This window comes from Haloarcula japonica DSM 6131 (genome assembly GCF_000336635.1).
Taxonomy (GTDB): domain Archaea; phylum Halobacteriota; class Halobacteria; order Halobacteriales; family Haloarculaceae; genus Haloarcula; species Haloarcula japonica.
In genome coordinates, this window is sequence record NZ_AOLY01000037.1 from 460,021 (window position 1) to 475,378 (window position 15,358).

General features: G+C 65.1%; 18 protein-coding genes. 6 read left to right on the forward strand and 12 right to left on the reverse strand.

Going from position 1 to position 15,358, the window contains the following annotated elements:
- The first annotated feature begins 41 nt into the window (after positions 1-41).
- The gene (locus tag C444_RS13545; RefSeq protein ID WP_004593496.1) at positions 42-755 is read left to right on the forward strand and encodes a hypothetical protein; all 714 of its coding nucleotides are present in this window, start codon (positions 42-44) and stop codon (positions 753-755) included.
- On the opposite strand, the gene C444_RS13550 is transcribed toward C444_RS13545, so the two are convergent.
- The 6 genes from C444_RS13550 to C444_RS13575 all read right to left on the reverse strand — a co-directional run bounded on the left by C444_RS13550 (position 728) and on the right by C444_RS13575 (position 3,679).
- Positions 728-985 carry a glutaredoxin family protein gene (locus C444_RS13550; protein ID WP_004593497.1) on the reverse strand — a complete coding sequence of 86 codons (258 nt, stop codon included), beginning with the start codon at positions 983-985 and terminating at the stop codon, positions 728-730. The genes C444_RS13545 and C444_RS13550 overlap by 28 nt on opposite strands.
- Before the next feature lie 66 nt (positions 986-1,051).
- Positions 1,052-1,516, reverse strand: a complete 465-nt coding sequence (ndk, locus tag C444_RS13555) for a nucleoside-diphosphate kinase (RefSeq protein WP_004593498.1) — start codon at positions 1,514-1,516, stop codon at positions 1,052-1,054.
- A complete protein-coding gene (locus tag C444_RS13560) occupies positions 1,516-1,848 on the reverse strand; it encodes a 50S ribosomal protein L24e (RefSeq protein WP_004593499.1) in 333 nt (110 codons plus the stop codon). Before C444_RS13560 ends, ndk begins: the two co-directional genes overlap by 1 nt.
- Before the next feature lie 2 nt (positions 1,849-1,850).
- The gene (locus C444_RS13565) at positions 1,851-2,078 is read right to left on the reverse strand and encodes a 30S ribosomal protein S28e (protein WP_004516764.1); all 228 of its coding nucleotides are present in this window, start codon (positions 2,076-2,078) and stop codon (positions 1,851-1,853) included.
- An 11-nt stretch (positions 2,079-2,089) separates the two neighbouring features.
- A complete protein-coding gene (gene rpl7ae, locus C444_RS13570) occupies positions 2,090-2,452 on the reverse strand; it encodes a 50S ribosomal protein L7Ae (protein ID WP_004593501.1) in 363 nt (120 codons plus the stop codon).
- Between the two features lie 213 nt (positions 2,453-2,665).
- On the reverse strand, positions 2,666-3,679 hold the full coding sequence (locus C444_RS13575) for an NAD(P)H-dependent flavin oxidoreductase (RefSeq protein WP_004593503.1): 1,014 nt from the start codon (positions 3,677-3,679) through the stop codon (positions 2,666-2,668).
- On the opposite strand from C444_RS13575, the gene tmcA reads away from it, so the two are divergent.
- From tmcA to C444_RS13595, 5 genes are all read left to right on the forward strand, one after another.
- Entirely contained in the window at positions 3,678-6,005 is a 2,328-nt protein-coding gene (gene tmcA, locus C444_RS13580; RefSeq protein ID WP_193363355.1) for a tRNA(Met) cytidine acetyltransferase TmcA, read from the forward strand. The two genes, C444_RS13575 and tmcA, sit on opposite strands and share 2 nt — an antisense overlap.
- Complete coding sequence (locus C444_RS13585; RefSeq protein ID WP_004593507.1) at positions 6,002-6,499, forward strand: DUF456 domain-containing protein; 498 nt, start codon at positions 6,002-6,004, stop codon at positions 6,497-6,499. The genes tmcA and C444_RS13585 overlap by 4 nt, the downstream gene beginning before the upstream one ends.
- Positions 6,496-6,660, forward strand: a complete 165-nt coding sequence (locus C444_RS22385) for a hypothetical protein (RefSeq protein WP_004593509.1) — start codon at positions 6,496-6,498, stop codon at positions 6,658-6,660. The genes C444_RS13585 and C444_RS22385 overlap by 4 nt, the downstream gene beginning before the upstream one ends.
- A gap of 123 nt (positions 6,661-6,783) precedes the next feature.
- The gene (locus tag C444_RS13590) at positions 6,784-8,385 is read left to right on the forward strand and encodes a class I adenylate-forming enzyme family protein (RefSeq protein ID WP_004593511.1); all 1,602 of its coding nucleotides are present in this window, start codon (positions 6,784-6,786) and stop codon (positions 8,383-8,385) included.
- A 75-nt stretch (positions 8,386-8,460) separates the two neighbouring features.
- The gene (locus tag C444_RS13595) at positions 8,461-9,432 is read left to right on the forward strand and encodes an LLM class flavin-dependent oxidoreductase (protein ID WP_004593513.1); all 972 of its coding nucleotides are present in this window, start codon (positions 8,461-8,463) and stop codon (positions 9,430-9,432) included.
- A gap of 4 nt (positions 9,433-9,436) precedes the next feature.
- On the opposite strand, the gene C444_RS13600 is transcribed toward C444_RS13595, so the two are convergent.
- From C444_RS13600 to C444_RS13625, 6 genes are all read right to left on the reverse strand, one after another.
- Positions 9,437-10,168, reverse strand: a complete 732-nt coding sequence (locus C444_RS13600; RefSeq protein WP_004593515.1) for a GNAT family N-acetyltransferase — start codon at positions 10,166-10,168, stop codon at positions 9,437-9,439.
- A gap of 68 nt (positions 10,169-10,236) precedes the next feature.
- The gene (locus C444_RS13605) at positions 10,237-10,599 is read right to left on the reverse strand and encodes a hypothetical protein (protein ID WP_004593517.1); all 363 of its coding nucleotides are present in this window, start codon (positions 10,597-10,599) and stop codon (positions 10,237-10,239) included.
- An 8-nt stretch (positions 10,600-10,607) separates the two neighbouring features.
- Positions 10,608-12,269 (reverse strand): FAD-dependent monooxygenase, encoded by a 1,662-nt coding sequence (locus C444_RS13610; RefSeq protein WP_004593519.1) that lies wholly within the window; start codon positions 12,267-12,269, stop codon positions 10,608-10,610.
- On the reverse strand, positions 12,262-13,926 hold the full coding sequence (locus tag C444_RS13615; protein ID WP_004593521.1) for an electron transfer flavoprotein subunit alpha/FixB family protein: 1,665 nt from the start codon (positions 13,924-13,926) through the stop codon (positions 12,262-12,264). Before C444_RS13615 ends, C444_RS13610 begins: the two co-directional genes overlap by 8 nt.
- A gap of 2 nt (positions 13,927-13,928) precedes the next feature.
- On the reverse strand, positions 13,929-14,783 hold the full coding sequence (locus C444_RS13620; protein WP_049909496.1) for an electron transfer flavoprotein subunit beta/FixA family protein: 855 nt from the start codon (positions 14,781-14,783) through the stop codon (positions 13,929-13,931).
- Positions 14,784-14,987: 204 nt separating this feature from the next.
- Positions 14,988-15,317, reverse strand: coding sequence for a 4Fe-4S dicluster domain-containing protein (locus C444_RS13625; protein WP_004593526.1), 330 nt, complete (start codon positions 15,315-15,317; stop codon positions 14,988-14,990).
- Between the last annotated feature and the right edge of the window lie 41 nt (positions 15,318-15,358).

Sequence of the window (15,358 nt, forward strand, 5' to 3'; positions counted from 1 at the left end):
CGGAACCCTTTTTTCCGTCATTGAAGTTGATACGGCTAGACGTGACTGAACACGGGACCGACGAGGCGGGCGACGACAGGGCCGGAACATCGGTCGACGAGTCGCTGGTCGACGAGCCACCGACTGCTACCGCCGAACAGCCACAGCCGGAGAGTCACCTGTTAGCCGAAAGCCTCCGAACGTTTCCGTGGCTCCGCGCGGCCGGCGTCGCAGCCGGGACGCTGGCTGTCGAGTATCTGCTCGTCGCACTGCTGTTTCTCGTCGGCCCGTCGGCGGTTGACCTGCCGGAACTGTCGGACCGGTTGGTCCAGTACGGGTTCATACTGTACAACGCCCATCACGTGCCGACGCTGGTGACGGCATCGGACGCAGAGGTGTACGGCTCGGCCGCACGGAACGTCCTGTACGGCGCACAGGGTGCGAGCGTCCCGCCGATAGTCTATTTCCTGATTCCGATTGTCGCGCTGCTCGTCGTCGGCGCGCTGTTCGAACGTTATCGCGGCGATGCCCGGTCGGATAGCCTGCTCGAAGAGGCGGCGCTCGTCGGGACCGGCATCGGCTTCGGCTACGTCGCAACGGGGTTCGCGGGGAGCTTCGTGTTCGTCCGGACGGTCATGTTCGACGGCGGGGGGGAGGGACAAGCCGCACCGGCAGTGCTGTGGCTCCTGATTCTGATGTTCTTCCTCCCACTGCTATTTGCGAGTCTCGGCGCGGCCGCCCGCTACCGCTACACCGATTGGGCTTCGGGCGCGTAGGTCGTCTCGATAAGTTCGAGGATGCGGTCGGACTCGGCCATCGTGACGCCGCGGTCCTCATCAACCAGAACCGGGACGCCGCGCTGACCGGAGACTCGCTTCACTTCGTCGCGTTCTGAGTGGAGCGCCTCGACCCAGACGCTGTCGTATTCGATGCCGAGTTCGTCCAATCGGTCCGCAACCTTCTCGCAGTACGGACAGCCGTCGAGCTGGTAGAGCGTCAGGCTCATACTGAGCAGTACGGACGCCGCCCTCAAGGTGGTTGTGCTCGAAAAAACGCAGCAATCGACCTGGCGTTACTCGTACAGCCAGGACGAGTCGATCTGGTCCCAGTCGACGAGTTCGTCCTCGTCGAAGAACAGCTCGATTTCGCGCTCGTTTGCGCCCTCGTCCTCGTGGTCGGAGCCGTGGATGACGTTCCGACCGAGGTCGAGACCGTAGTCGCCGCGGATGGTGCCGGGCGCCGATTCGGCGGGGTCAGTCTCGCCCATCATGTTTCGGACCTGCCGGGTCGCGTCCTGGCCTTCCCAGACCATCGCGAACACAGGACCGGAGGTGATGAAGTCGACGAGCCCGTCGAAGAACGGCTTGTCCGCGTGCTCGCCGTAGTGCTCCTCGGCGAGCTCCTGGTCGATCTGCATGAACTTGCCACCGACCATCTTCAGGCCGCGGTCCTCGAAGCGAGAGACGATGTCACCGATGAGGCCGCGCTGGACGCCGTCAGGCTTGACCATCACGAACGTGCGCTCGTGTTCGGACATCAGGCCTCGGCCTCCTCAGCTTCCTCGTCAGCCTCGTCTTCAGCATCCGCGTCGGCCTCGTCGGCGTCAGCATCAGCTTCTTCGGCGTCTGCTTCCTCGGCAGCGTCAGCTTCCACTTCTTCCACTTCTTCGGCCTCGTCCTCGACCTCACCGGCGTCACCGCGAGCGGTGTCGGTCCATTCGAGGTTGCGAGCCTCGCGGCCCAGGTCGGCGTTGTTCTCGCACTTCGAGGAACAGAAGTGCGTGGTCGCACCGTCCTTGTGGACGAACATCGTGCCCGTGCCGGGCTCGATGTCCGTGCCGCAGTAGTCACATTCGCGTGTCCGGGGCATGGTTACTGCCCTCCGATGGTGTCGGCCTCGCGAGCCGTCTCGCGGAGCTGGAGCACGTCACCTTCGCGGACCGGGCCGAGAACGTTGCGCGTGATGATGCGCCCTTGGTTCTCGCCTTCGCGGATGCGGCACTTGACCTGCATGGCCTCGCCGTGCATCCCCGTCCGGCCCACGACTTCGATAACCTCGGCGGGCGTGGAACCGCTGCTTTCGGATTCCTCAGCGCTCATCCGAGGTCACCTCACCGAAGCTCCTCGACCTTGTCGGCGATGTCCTCGACATCGGCGTCAGCCTCACCGGCGTCGGTGACGGCTGCGGCAGCCGAGCCGACTTCGAGCCCGGCGGCGTGTCCGAGGTCGTCCTGCTGCTCGACGAAGATGAAGGGGACGCCCTTCTCGTCGGCAAGCTCCGGAATGTGCATGACGATCTCCTCGGGCTGGACATCTTCAGCGACAAAGACGAGCTCGGCGGAGCCGCGCTCGATTGATTTGGTCGTCTCGTTTGTACCCTTCTTTACCGCGCCTGTGTCCCGGGCGACCTCGAGCGCCTCAAGGGCGTCGTCTTCGAGGTCCGCGGGAACGTCGAAATCTACGTATACTGGCATTTGTATGTTCACCTCCTGCGCGCGAGCTCAGGCTCCCCCGCCGTGTCCGGGCCGCGAGGCCCGTCACACCGTGATGGTGTGTATCCTGAAAAGGCTGGGAGCATCATCAACTCGGCGCAGGCTGTACCCCATTCTGTGCCACCGGCCCTAAAAGCGCTTTCGAAGCCGAAATCGCGTGCCAGCCCGCCACACGGGTGCTGTCGGGGGGTCTGCCTACTCCGCGGCCGCCGACGCATCGGCCAGCGCGGCCCGCGCGTCCGAGACGAGACGGACCACTACCTCACCGGCGGGCCGGACATCCTGTGCGAGGCCGGTGCTCTGGCCGGCGTAGTGTGGCAGGGCTTCGACATCCCCCGTCATCCCCGCAAGCGGGGGCATATCAGCAAGCCGACTTATCGGCTTGCCGTCGGGCATCTGTGCAATTTGTTCGTGGTCGCTGGTGTCGTCCAGTTCATCCGAGTCGTGTCCGGCCTGTTGTCGAACCTCGTCGGTTTCGAGGACTCGGTGTGGCTGGTCCGGCCAGCCCCGGTCGAACAGTTCGGTGAACCGCGTCGCCGTCTCGGGCGCGTCGACGATTCGTTGCCGGTATGTCTCGTGCGCGCCGGATTCCTCGGTCGCCACGAACCGAGTGCCGAACCAGCCGCCATCGGCTCCGAGCGTCAGCGCCGCCGCGAGGCCGCGCCCGTCGCCCAGACCGCCGGCTGCGACGACCGGCACCGGGACCGCGTCGGCCACCCGCGGGAGCAACGCCATCGTCGTCACGTCGCTCTGGACGTGGCCGCCGGCCTCCCGGCCCTGAGCGACCACGACATCGGTCCCGGCGTCGACGGCGGCCCTGGCCTCGGCAGCGCTGGCAACCGTGACCATCGCCGTGCCGCCGGCCTCGTGGACCCGGTCGATGTACGGCCCGGCATCGCCAAATGAGAATGAGACGACCGACGCACCCGCGTCCAGACAGGCATCGAGACACGCCGACGGCGAGAGCACGCCCGTCGACTCGTCGAGGACAACGTTGGCGCCGACCACGCCGTCAGTCGCGTTTGCAGCGTCCGTGTACGTGTCGCGGATCGCGTCGGCGTCGCGCCACGACATCGCCAGCATCCCGAGGCCGCCGGCGTCGGCGACTGCCGCGGCCAAGGCAGGCGTCGAAACACTCCCGACCGGTGCCTGCACGATTGGATGGTCGATAGCGAGTTCGGAACAAAGCGGGGTCTGGAGGGGAACCATGCCGGCTACTGTGTCCGGTCCAGTAAAAAGCGTACCTGGGGAGCGCCGTGACCGTCAGGTCCATACTGGCGCGTCCGCCACCACCGGTATGGACATCGCGCGCTCGCTTCGAGCGGAGGCCCGCCGTGCGAACGAGCGCCGGCTGCTCGTGCTGGCGGGCGACCCCGACCGGACGCGGGAGCGAGCGGCAGCAGCGCTCGACGCGGCAGACGTGGCCGATACGGAGACGACCGTCGTCGGGCCGGAGCCGTTCCTCGCCTGTGAGCATCACGAGCAGTCCCGCGCCGAGGAACTTCTCGGCCGGACGCGGACGGCTGTCGTCCTCGATACGCACGAGGAACTCCGCCCGGACGCGGTCGGGCGGACCGTCGGTGCGGTCGACGGCGGCGGCCTCTACGTACTCCTCGCGCCGCCGCTGGATACATGGCCCGAAGAGCGCGACGGATTCGACGCCTCACTCGCAGTCCCGCCGTTCGACGTTGCGGACGTGACCGGCCACTTCCGCCGCCGGTTCGTCGAAACGCTTCGGGCACACCGTGGCATCGCCATCGTCGACGCCGATGCTGGGACCGTCGAGCAGGACGGACTGACGAATCCGCCGCCGAGCCGTCCAGTGCCAAGCCCGACACTGCCCGCCGACGCGTGGTTCCGTTCCGAGACCTATGCCCAGTGTCTCACCGACGACCAGCAGGACGCGGTCCGGGCGTTCGAGTCCCTGCGAACCACCAGTGAGGCAGTCGTGGTCGAAGCGGACCGTGGTCGTGGCAAGTCAAGCGCCGCCGGGCTGGCAGCCGGAAACCTCGCTGTCGGGGGCCGAGACGTGCTGGTGACCGCGCCACAGTACCGGAGCGCCGCCGAGGTGTTCGCGCGGGCGGGGAATCTGCTGGAGGCGTTGGGCGTCGATTTCGCGCGTGACCGGGCGTCGAACCCCCAGCGGCTTGACGTTACCGACGCGGGCTGTGTGCGGTATGCGCCGCCGGACGAGGCTGCACTGCTTCCGGAGGACCCGGACGTAGTCATCGTCGACGAGGCCGCGGCCCTGCCGGTCAGACGGCTCGAACAGTTCCTCGAGGCATCAGCAGTCGCCTTCACCACGACCGTCCACGGCTACGAAGGGGCAGGCCGGGGCTTCTCCGTCCGGTTCCGTGACCGACTCGCGGAAAGCGACCACGCCGTCACCGACGTGTCGATGACGACGCCGATTCGATACGGCGACGCCGACCCCGTCGAAGTATGGGCGTTCCGGGCGCTGTTGCTGGACGCGCGCCCCCCGGTCGACCAGCTTATCACGGATGCGACGCCGGAGACCGTCGAGTACCGCCGGCTTTCGGCAGCGGACCTGCTCGCTGACGAGCATCTGCTCCGGGAGGTCTTCGGCCTGCTCGTGCTGGCGCATTACCGGACGGAACCCTCGGACCTGGCCCGACTGCTCGATGCACCGAACCTCACCGTCCGAGCACTGACCCACGAGGGCCACGTCGTTGCAGTGACGCTGCTGGCACAGGAAGGCGGGCTCTCGGCTGACACGCGCGCCACGATGTACGAAGGTGGGCGAGTGCGAGGTAACATGCTTCCGGACGTGCTGTCGACGCAACTCCGTGACGAAGCCGCCGGAATCCCGGTCGGTCAACGGGTCCTCCGCATCGCGACCCACGCCGCGGTCCGGTCCAGAGGGCTCGGCTCCACGCTCCTCTCGGAAATAAAAGCGGAGTTCGCCGATCACGTGGACTGGCTGGGCGTCAGCTACGGCGCGACACCGGACCTTGTCCGTTTCTGGGCGGACAACGGCTACAACACCGTGCACCTCGCCACCTCGCGGAACGCGACCAGCGGCGAGTACTCCGTCGTAATGTTGGACCCGTGTTCCGACGACGGGGCGGCGCTCGCGGCGCGTCACGGGGAGTGGTTTCAGGACCGAATCGCTGCAGTGCTATCGGACCCACTTGACGACTGTGACCCTGACGTGGTTCGGGCCGTCCTTCGAGCGACCGACGGCGAGCGGCCAGTATCGCTCTCGGAGTGGGAATGGCGGCTGGTTGCGGGCGTCCCCGGTGGCGCGTCGGTTCTTGACACGAATCCGAAGCCGTTCCGTGAACTCACCCGGCAACACCTGTCGAATCCGGCCGACGCGACCGCGCTCTCGCCGCGGGAGGAACGCCTGCTTGTCCGAAAAGTCTTGCAATCACATGCCTGGGCAACTGTCGCCGAAGAACTAGAGTTCGTCTCTGAACGTGAGTGTATGCGCACACTCGGCGGAATAGTCGAAAGGTTGACGCGTCTGTACGGCGACCCTTGGGTACAGGAGGAACTCGACAGACACCAATGAGCCTGCTCGGCCTCGAAACGCTGCTGTTCGTGCTCGCGTTCGCCCTGCTGGTCGGGGGCGTCGTCGGCAGCCTCACGCCTCAGGTCCCCGGCGCGCTTGTCTCACTCGCCGGCGTGTATCTGTACTGGATTGCAAGCGGTATGACCGAACCCGGGACGCTCTTGCTGGCCCTATTGACGCTGGTCGGCCTGCTGACGTGGGCCGTCGATATCGCAGGCGGAGCCGTCGCCGCGCGCGTTGGCGGGGCGTCGAACTGGACGGCCGTTCTGGCCGGCGTGGTGGCGCTCGTCCTCTTTTTCATCACCGGGCCGCTCGGCATCCTGCTGGGCGTCGCCGGCACGGTGTTTGTCGTCGAGTTCTATCGCCAAGAGGATGCGAGGGGGAGCGCGAAGGCCGCGCTGGTAACCACCGTCGGAATGTTGGCCTCCGGCATTGTTCAGGCTCTGTTGACCGCGTCGATACTGGTCACGATGGTCGTTGTCGCGGTACTATGACCCGCTGTGCCGAGGACGACTGCGAAAACGAGGCTGCGGTCGAACTCCACATCCCCTGGGACGCGAACCGCGAAGTCTGTCCGGACCACGCCCGCGTCTGGGCGCAGAAGGACGGCGTCGTCCCGGCGCCGATGGACGGCCACGAGGACGAGTGGCCATAGACTGCTGTCGTCGGAATTGACGCTTTAATTCACACGTAGGTACCGAATCAGCAGGCTGTCAACCGTTCACGAAGAAAATATAATAATAATTGCGTTTGAATACGACAAGTGAGGCGTGTTATCATGAAACGCGAGATGCTCACCACCGACTTCATCGACCGTGCAGCGGATATTTATGACGACGTGACCGGTATCGTCGCCCACGACGGCACCGAGTACACGTATGCGGAGGTAAACGAGCGGATCAATCGGCTGGCACACGCGCTGTCGGACCGGGGTGTCTCGAAGGGGAGTCGCGTGGCCCTCCTCGCGCCGAATACACACTACTTCATCGAGACGCTGTATGCGACAAACAAACTCGGCGCGGTGTTCGTCCCGCTGAACTACCGGCTCGATCCAGCGAAAATCGAGTATATTCTGAACGACTGTGAAGCCGCAACGGTAATCGCCGATTACGACTTCGCGGAGAAGGTCCAGCCAGTACGGGACGACATCCCCGCGGAGACGTTCATCGGCTACGAGCCGGACCGTATCGACGGAGAATGGGAAGCCTACAGCGGTATCCTCGACGGGCAGCCGACTGCCGAACCGGACCGACCGGACATGACCGAGGACGACGACGCCAGCATCAACTACACGTCCGGCACGACGGGGGACCCGAAGGGCGTGGTCAGAACCCACCGGACCGAGAGCTGGCACGCGCTGGTGCTCAATCAGCACATGGAGATACGCGACGACGACACGTACCTCTGGACGCTCCCGATGTTCCACTGCAACGGCTGGGGCCACACATACGCCATCACCGGAACCGGCGGCACCCACGTCTGCCAGCGGACCTTCGACGCGGCAGACACCTTCCGTCGGGTCCGCGAGTACGACGTGTCGTTCATGTGTGGCGCGCCGACGGTGCTGAACAAGCTCATTCAGCACTACCGGGCCAACGACGGCGACGTAGTGACGCAGGGCGACCGCGACGTGCGAATTGCGACGGCCGGGAGCGCCCCGGCGACGGCGACCATCGAAAGCGTCGAAGACGAGTTCGGCTGGCGCATCATCCACATCTACGGCCTGACCGAGACCGCCCCGATTATCACGACCAGCAACTCCCCGCGGCGCATCGCCGAACGGGGCCGGGAACTCAAGGTCAAGCAAGGGTCCCAGGCACTGTGTACCGACATCAGGGTCGTCGACGAGGACGGGAACGACGTGCCACGCGACGGGACGGCCATCGGCGAGATCGTGGTACAGGGCAACCAGGTGATGGACCGCTATCTCAACAAGCCCGAGATCACCGAGGAGGCGTTCAACGACCGCGTCGAAGGGTACTTCCACACCGGCGACCTCGCAACGTGGGACGAAGACGGGATGGTACAGATCATGGACCGCCGGAAGGACATCATCATCTCCGGTGGGGAGAACATCTCCTCGATAGAACTCGAAGACGAACTGTACGACCACCCCGATGTCCTGAAAGCCGCGGTCATTCCGGCTCCGAGCGAGGACTGGGGCGAGACGCCGATGGCAATTGTCGTCCCGACGGCTGACAGCGACGTGACCGAACAGGATATTCTCGAATTCCTCAGAGAACGCGTCGCGAGCTACAAGGTCCCCGCAGGCATCGACTTCCGTGACTCGCTTCCTGAAACCGCGACTGGGAAAATCCAGAAGTACGAACTCCGCGAAGAGTACTGGCAAGAGCAGGAGCGGATGATCGGCCAGGAGTGAACGCGGCGGTGGCTGTGAGGCGCTGGGACAGTATTAACACGATTCTTTATTAGGTTCCCAGCAGTCGGTCACACCATGCATCTGGGAGTCGTCGTGCCACGCGTCGAGGATCACAGCACAATCGACCTGGCCGTCGAGGCCGAAGCCCACGGCTACGACTCAGTCTGGCTGAACGAACTGTGGGGGGCAAGCTCCGTCGTCGAACTCACGGACATCGCGACCCGGACCGACGACATTGAAATCGGGAGCGCGATACTCAACGTCTTCTCGCGGTCACCGGCCGTGCTGGCGATGACAGCGGCGACCCTCGACAGGGTCTCGGACGGGCGGGCAGTGCTGGGCCTGGGAACGAGTACAGCCCGGTCCATCGAGAATATGCACAGCATGGAGTTCGAGCGCCCGGTCCGTCGCGCCCACGAGACAATCGACATCGTGAAACGGCTCATGACGAGCGACGAGCGGGTGTCCTACGACGGCGAGGTGGTCTCTGTCGGGGGCGTGCCGCCCTTAGACCGTGACGTACCAGTGTACCACGCTGCCCTCGGGCCGGCGAACAGGCGAGTCGTCGCCAGGCTCGCCGATGGCTGGCTCCCGCACATGATTCCGTTCTCCGAACTCGAAGCGTCGTTCGACTATATCGCCGAGACCGCGCGCGATGCCGACCGAGACCCCGCCGAAATCACCGTCGCGCCCTACGTACCGGCCGTGGTCCACGAGGATGCCGAGCGGGCCACCGAGGAACTGCGACAACACATCGCTTACTACGTCGGCAGCGGCGAGGGGTACCGCCGGGCCGTCGCGGAGACGTATCCGGACCGGGCGGAGCGGATCGCCGACGCCTGGCAGGCGGGTGACCGCGGCGGGGCGACCGATCTGGTCACAGACGAGATGACTGCTGACCTGGGTATCGCTGGGACGCCGGAACAGGCGCGGGAGAAACGGGATAGAATTGCGGACAGAGCTGTCATCGACCGGCTTCTGTTAACTGTGCCACAGCAGGTCGACGGGGAGCTGGCTCGGAAGACGATTCGAGAGCTGGGGAGGTAGAGCGCTACAGGTCGATTGCCATCATCACCTCGTTGGCGTACTCGTCGGCGAACTTGTAGTGGTTCTCGCGGACGGCTTCGGTGTCCCAGCCGTGGGTCTCCAGGAACTCGATGGCGTCCTCGTTCGTCGAGGGCACGGAGTTGTACAGTTTCTCGTAGCCGTTCGACGCTGCCCACTCGGTGCCCCGAGCGAGCAACTGGGAGCCGATACCGTGGCCCCGGTACTGTTCGAGGACGCCCAGCGTCAGCTCCGCCGTGTGACTGAGCTTCTCGACCTCCGGGTGCTTGAGGTGGACCCACCCGACCACGTCGTCGTTGATGCAGGCGACGAAGAAGATGCGCGACTCCAGTTCGTTGTGCCGGAGCAGCACGCCCTCCGAGTCCACCACGTCGGCGACGGTCTCCGCATCGACGTACTCACCGCCGCCGATGGCGGCCCTGATGGCCCCGACGAGCCCGGTCAGGTCTTCCTGGCGGGCCTGTCGGATCGAGAACTCGATGTCGTCGGCCTCGAACTCCTCCTCGACCGTGTCGTTGTAAGCGATGCGGAGTTCGCCGTCGATCTCCTCCAGTACCCCGTCGCGTTTGAGTATCGCGACGTGGTGGCCGAACGGTCGCGGGTCCATCTGTAGGGACTGCCGGGCGGCGCTCGGCTCGACCGACCCGTGCGATTCGACGTACTCGTAGATGTCCCGTCGGTCCTCGTGGTCGAACGCCAGCGGCTCTGTTAGCTCCATGATATCTGTTACCACGAGACAGTACTTAATCCTTTATCAAAAACCGTTTACTTTCGAGTAAAGAGCCGCTACCGATCCGGAACGCCGGTCATAATCACTGCAACGTCCCGAACGTTGTGCGTATCGACGAGCAGTTCCGCGGCCGCTCTGACGCTGTAGGTGCCGGCTAACTCCGTGCCGTAGCAGGCGGCGTAGCAGTCCAGCCAGTCGTTCATCGCGCCCTCCAGTCGCCCGAACTCCGCGTCGGAGAACCGGACCCACGATTCGCCGGTCCGACCCTCACAGTACAGCGCGACGGTGGGACCGAACCCCTCCCGGAGGATCTCCATGGCGCGCTCCTCGTCCGGCGGGTCGGGGTCCAGGGACGCCCGAGTCTGCTCGGCCCGGCGGGAGAGCGTCCGAACCCGGTCGTCGTACTGGCCGCTCGTCATCGGCCGGGTCACCCCTGGTTGAACTCGACGCCCTTGCCGCCAGCGGGGTGTTCCCACTCGGTGTCGGCGACGATGGCGCAGGTCCCGCACTCGACGCATGGCTGGGTGTCGAGGCTCACGAGGCGTTCCTGGCTCCCGTTGGTCTGGACCGTCTCGTCGCGGTAACAGCCGCCGCCGAAATCCTCGGCGCTGACCGGGCAGGCAGTGACGGCGGTGCCGGAGGCCTCGAACGACTTGTCGAGGAGTTCGATGTGGGGGTCGCCCACGTCGTAGGTCAGGCCGCCGATGCGGTCGCCCAGGTCGGGGGGCGAGACGGTGTTCTCATCGGTCACGGGCTCGCCCAGTTCCTCAGCGATGACCGTCGGGAGCGTCACGTATGGCAACTTGGTGTCGGGAATCATCGACACCAGTCGCGGCGACGAGTAGGCCCGTTCGAGCAGTCCGGCCGCCGCGCGAACCCCGAACCGGCCGACGGCGGACTCTGCGATGGCGTTCGAGAGGTCGTCGACGGGACCGACCTCGCCGAGCCGCCCGAACACTTTGTACCCGGTCGGCCGGAGCTTGTCCATCACACCCTCGTCGTGGAGCTTCTTCTCGTACAGCTCCCCAGCCTGGGAGGTGTCCCCGCGTGCCCGGGCGTCAGCGAATGCCTCGCCGGCCAGTGCCCCGGCGGTGACCGCGTGATTCATCCCCTTGATGATGGGGCCCTGGGCCTGCATCTGGCCGGCGGCGTCGCCGACCAGCACGAGGCGGTCCTCGTGCGGCGAGGGATGGGCCGCCTTTTTCGAGTCCGGCACCAGTTTCGCGCTGTACTCGCGCTCATCGTACTCGTCGCCGAGCCACTGGGCCATGAGCGGATGGGTGAGCAGGCTGTCCAGCAGTTCGTGGGGCTCGGCCCGCTCCTCGGCGATGGAGTCGAGGTGGAACACAGTCCCGATAGACAGCGACGACTCGTTAGTGTAGAGGAAGCCACCGCCGCGGACGCCGTCGAACAGGTCGCCGGAGAACAGGTGGGCCGCGCCGTCATCGGGAGCCACGTCGAAGCGGTCGTTGATGACTTCCGGTTCCATGTCGACGACCGCTTTGACGCCCTGAAACCACTCCTCTGGCTCCTCCCAGTCCATCAGCCCGGCATCGCGGGCGAGTTCGGAGTTGACGCCGTCGGCCGCCACCACGAGGTCGGCTCTGATAGGGTCCAGCTCCTCGGTCGTCACGCCGACGATTTCGCCCCGTTCGCGCAGCAGGCCGGTGACGTGGACTTCGGTCAGCAGGCCGCCACCGGTCTCGCGGGTGCGCTCGTGGACCTGCTGGGCGAGCCAGGAGTCCATCTTCCGGCGGAGCACGGCGTCGGCCCACGCCGTGTCGTGGTGGTGCAGGTCGCCGATGTCGAAGGATTTCACTTTATCGCCAGCGATGTTGTGGATGACATTCTCCGTCACCGGTCGCTCCGTCGCTTCCTCTCGGAAGTCGGGGAACAGCCCGTCGATGGTGTAGGGGGCCGACTCCTCGGCGTAGATGAGCCCGCCCGAGACGTTCTTCGAGCCGGCGTCGACGCCGCGTTCGAGCACCAGTGTCTCGACGCCGTTGCGAGCGAGCGTCGCCGCCGCGGCGGCCCCGCCCGGGCCACAGCCAACAACGACGGCCTCGTACTCCTCGACGCCGTCAGTCATCGCTTGCCTCCATCATCGCGCCGAGTTCACCGGCTTCGACAGCCTCAGTCAACTGCGGCAACACCTCGAACAGGTCGCCCTCGATGAGATAGTCCGAGAAGTCTCGGATGTCCGCGTCCGGGTCGGTGTTGACGGCGATTATCGTGTCCGACTCGTCGCAGCCGACCTTGTGCTGGATGGCCCCGGAGATGCCCGCCGCGATGTACACGTCCGGCTCGACCTCCTGGCCGGACTCGCCGATCTGGCGTTCCTCGGTGACGTACTGCTCGACGTGGCCGTCGAAGGAGTACGACGAGGTGATGACCCCGCGGGACAGTCCCAGGTCGGCGTCCTCGAAGGCGTCGACGAGGTCCAGCGCCTGCTCAATGCCCCGCGTCGGGTCGTCGCCGATACCGCGGCCAACGGCGACGATGACGTCGTGGCCGGTGAGGTCGACGCCGCCCGAGAGGCGGTCGTACTCCTCGACCTCGACTTTGAACCAGTCGTCGTCGAGGGCCATCTCGTAGTCGACGACCTCGCCGTCGCGCTCGTAGTCCGGGTCGGGCATCTCGAAGCTCCCCGGAATCACGGACGCCCCTTGCGGGTGGAAGTCGCGGTGTGGCTTGTCGATACAGAGGATCGTCGAGTACTCGAAACCGGAGAAGTCCGGGCGCTTCATGTGCAGCACGCGCTCGAACTCCTTCTTGTCGCCGGCGGTGCCGACTTTCGCGGGGTTCGAGATCATCGCGTTCTCGATGTACAGCCCCGAACAGTCCGACGCTAATCCGGAGTCGAGTTCGCCCTGGACGAGCGCCGAGAGGTCCCGGCCGTTGTTCGTCGCCGGGAAGACGGTGTAGCGCGGTTCGTGGTACTCTTTCCAGTCGATGTCTTCGCGGCCTTCCGCGGCGAGTTCACCGCCGGCGCGGGCCATGTCACAGAAGATTTCTGTGTAGGGCTGGTGGCGGAACCGCTCTAAACGGGGGTCCTCGTGGTAGACGACGAGGTCCGCGCCGTAGGCGATGACGTCCTCGACGTGGTCGCCCGCGTCGGCTCCGATGAGGACGGCGACGACGCGCTCGCTCTCATCGTATTCCTCGTTATAGGTGTCCATCAGCGTCCTGGCCTTCCCGAGCATCTCCTTCGAGACGTCGACGAGTTCGCCGGCCTGGGTCTCGCAGTACACCCACATGTCGCGGTACTCCGCGCCGACGGTCCCCTCGACCCACTGCTTGTCGTTGGTCGGGTGGTCGAGGTCCGGGTACTTCTCTTCGGGCGGGACGTACTCGACGGCTTCACTCTCCTCGCCCTCGGCTTCCTCGGTTCCCTCCACCGATTCGATTCGGCTCTCGATCTGTGACTTCGCCGTCTTCCGGTCTTCACCCGCCTTCTCGCGTTCGAGCAGGTCCCGGAGCACGTCGGCGTCGTCGACCTCTCGAACCATGTTCGCCACGTCGGCGACGGTGAGTTCCGAGAGGTCGACGGTTTCCGGGTCGATTTCGCCGTCGTCTTCGCTTTCGACCTTTTCGATGCGGTCCTCGATGAGCGTCTTGACGGGGACCCGGTCCTCGCCGTCTTCCTCCAACGCCAGCATCGCCCGGAGTTCGTCGGCGTCGTCGACGTCTTTGATTTTCGGTCCCAGCTCGGCGATCTCGTGGTCTGTGGGGTCGATATCAGGCATTGTCAGTCACCTGCCGCGTACGGCGTGAGTTCGTCCAGTACCGGTTCCAGCGCCTCGCTCTCGCCGGCCTCGATCATCGTCGCCTCCCGCTCGGAGGGGGCCTTGGGAATCGGATCGACCCCGGAGACGATGGTTGGCGAGCCGTCCAGGCCGATGTAGTCCGGGTCGAGATTGAGGTCTTCGTGGTCCCAGACCGTGACGTGATCTTCGTACTCCTCGGCCCGCTCCTGGGTCTCCTCGCGGAGGTCCTTGTGTTTCAGCCGGTGGCTCGCCTTCCGGTAGGTCGGTTCGAACTCCGGGTCGGCGACGATGAAACACGGCATCGGTGCTTCGACAGTTTCGATCTCGGAGATATCGCCGTCGACCAGACGCTTCGCCCGGACGGTGCCGGCGTCCTCGTCGATATCGAGCGAGAGAACGTGGGTAATCATCGGCCAGTCCAGACACCAGCAGGTCTGTGGGCCGGTGTGGCCCGTCTCGCCGTCGGCCGTCTTGAACCCGGCAAACACCAGGTCGGGCCGGTCGTCGAGATTCTGGAGGCCCGTTGCGACGGTCATCGCGGTGGCCCAGGTGTCCGCCGCGCCCATCTCGCGGTCCGAGAGTAGATACAGGTCGTCGGCGTACACGTCCCGCATCCCCTCCTGTAAGACCTCTTTGTACCCTGGCGGCCCCATGCTCATCAGCGAGACGTGCCCGCCGTTGCGGACTTTCGTCTGGAACGCTGCCCGGAGCGCGTGCTTGTCGTTGGGGTTCATCACCGTCGGTGTCTTCCCCCGTTCGAGATGGCCCTCCTCGTCGAACGATACCTGTCCCTCGCGGAAGTCCGGTACGCCTTTTGTCATCACGACTGTGTGCATGGTATCACGACCCTCGTGAGTGTATCTCACACAAGAATCTATAATAAATGTATGTTTACAAATCTGAATGACAGGTCAGTGGCTCTGTCTCAGGGGTGGTAGAATCCGGGAGCGCGCTGTATGACGGCAGTCTGACAGCTATGGGGCGTTTATACTTGGGGTGTAGAATGCTGCAATCCCGCAGACACAGGACAGCCCGATAGCTCAGATACGACCGGCACGGCCCGGGTCCACGTCGATGGCGTCGACCGGACACACGTCGACACAGAGCATGCAGTCGATGCACTGCTCCTCGTGGGCGGGGTCGGCCTTGATTTCGCTCTCCGGATGGTCCGGCGTGTCAACCCACTCGAACACGTCGACGGGGCAGTCCTCCAGACACGCGCCGTCGGCGATGCAGATGTCGAAGTCGACAGCGACGTGTGTCCCGTGGATGCCCAGTTCCTCGGGCTCGTCGACCGGACCCCAGACGTCGTGACCGTCGTGCTGTTCGACAACGTCGCGGTTCTCCTCGAACTCCGGGTCTATGGCCATTGGTATCTTATCTCACTTTTGCGAGCTACTTAACTTTTCGA

Bases quoted from the DNA above. Each gene is read 5' to 3' on its own strand.
- C444_RS13595 (WP_004593513.1), top strand. From the start codon at position 8,461: ATGCATCTGGGAGTCGTCGTGCCACGCGTCGAGGATCACAGCACAATC.
- tmcA (WP_193363355.1), top strand. From the start codon at position 3,678: ATGCCGGCTACTGTGTCCGGTCCAGTAAAAAGCGTACCTGGGGAGCGC.
- C444_RS13615 (WP_004593521.1), bottom strand. From the start codon at position 13,926: ATGCCTGATATCGACCCCACAGACCACGAGATCGCCGAGCTGGGACCG.
- ndk (WP_004593498.1), bottom strand. From the start codon at position 1,516: ATGTCCGAACACGAGCGCACGTTCGTGATGGTCAAGCCTGACGGCGTC.
- C444_RS13550 (WP_004593497.1), bottom strand. From the start codon at position 985: ATGAGCCTGACGCTCTACCAGCTCGACGGCTGTCCGTACTGCGAGAAG.
- C444_RS22385 (WP_004593509.1), top strand. From the start codon at position 6,496: ATGACCCGCTGTGCCGAGGACGACTGCGAAAACGAGGCTGCGGTCGAA.
- C444_RS13590 (WP_004593511.1), top strand. From the start codon at position 6,784: ATGAAACGCGAGATGCTCACCACCGACTTCATCGACCGTGCAGCGGAT.
- C444_RS13605 (WP_004593517.1), bottom strand. From the start codon at position 10,599: ATGACGAGCGGCCAGTACGACGACCGGGTTCGGACGCTCTCCCGCCGG.
- C444_RS13575 (WP_004593503.1), bottom strand. From the start codon at position 3,679: ATGGTTCCCCTCCAGACCCCGCTTTGTTCCGAACTCGCTATCGACCAT.
- C444_RS13625 (WP_004593526.1), bottom strand. From the start codon at position 15,317: ATGGCCATAGACCCGGAGTTCGAGGAGAACCGCGACGTTGTCGAACAG.
- C444_RS13600 (WP_004593515.1), bottom strand. From the start codon at position 10,168: ATGGAGCTAACAGAGCCGCTGGCGTTCGACCACGAGGACCGACGGGAC.
- C444_RS13565 (WP_004516764.1), bottom strand. From the start codon at position 2,078: ATGAGCGCTGAGGAATCCGAAAGCAGCGGTTCCACGCCCGCCGAGGTT.
- C444_RS13585 (WP_004593507.1), top strand. From the start codon at position 6,002: ATGAGCCTGCTCGGCCTCGAAACGCTGCTGTTCGTGCTCGCGTTCGCC.
- C444_RS13560 (WP_004593499.1), bottom strand. From the start codon at position 1,848: ATGCCCCGGACACGCGAATGTGACTACTGCGGCACGGACATCGAGCCC.
- rpl7ae (WP_004593501.1), bottom strand. From the start codon at position 2,452: ATGCCAGTATACGTAGATTTCGACGTTCCCGCGGACCTCGAAGACGAC.
- C444_RS13610 (WP_004593519.1), bottom strand. From the start codon at position 12,269: ATGACTGACGGCGTCGAGGAGTACGAGGCCGTCGTTGTTGGCTGTGGC.
- C444_RS13620 (WP_049909496.1), bottom strand. From the start codon at position 14,783: ATGCACACAGTCGTGATGACAAAAGGCGTACCGGACTTCCGCGAGGGA.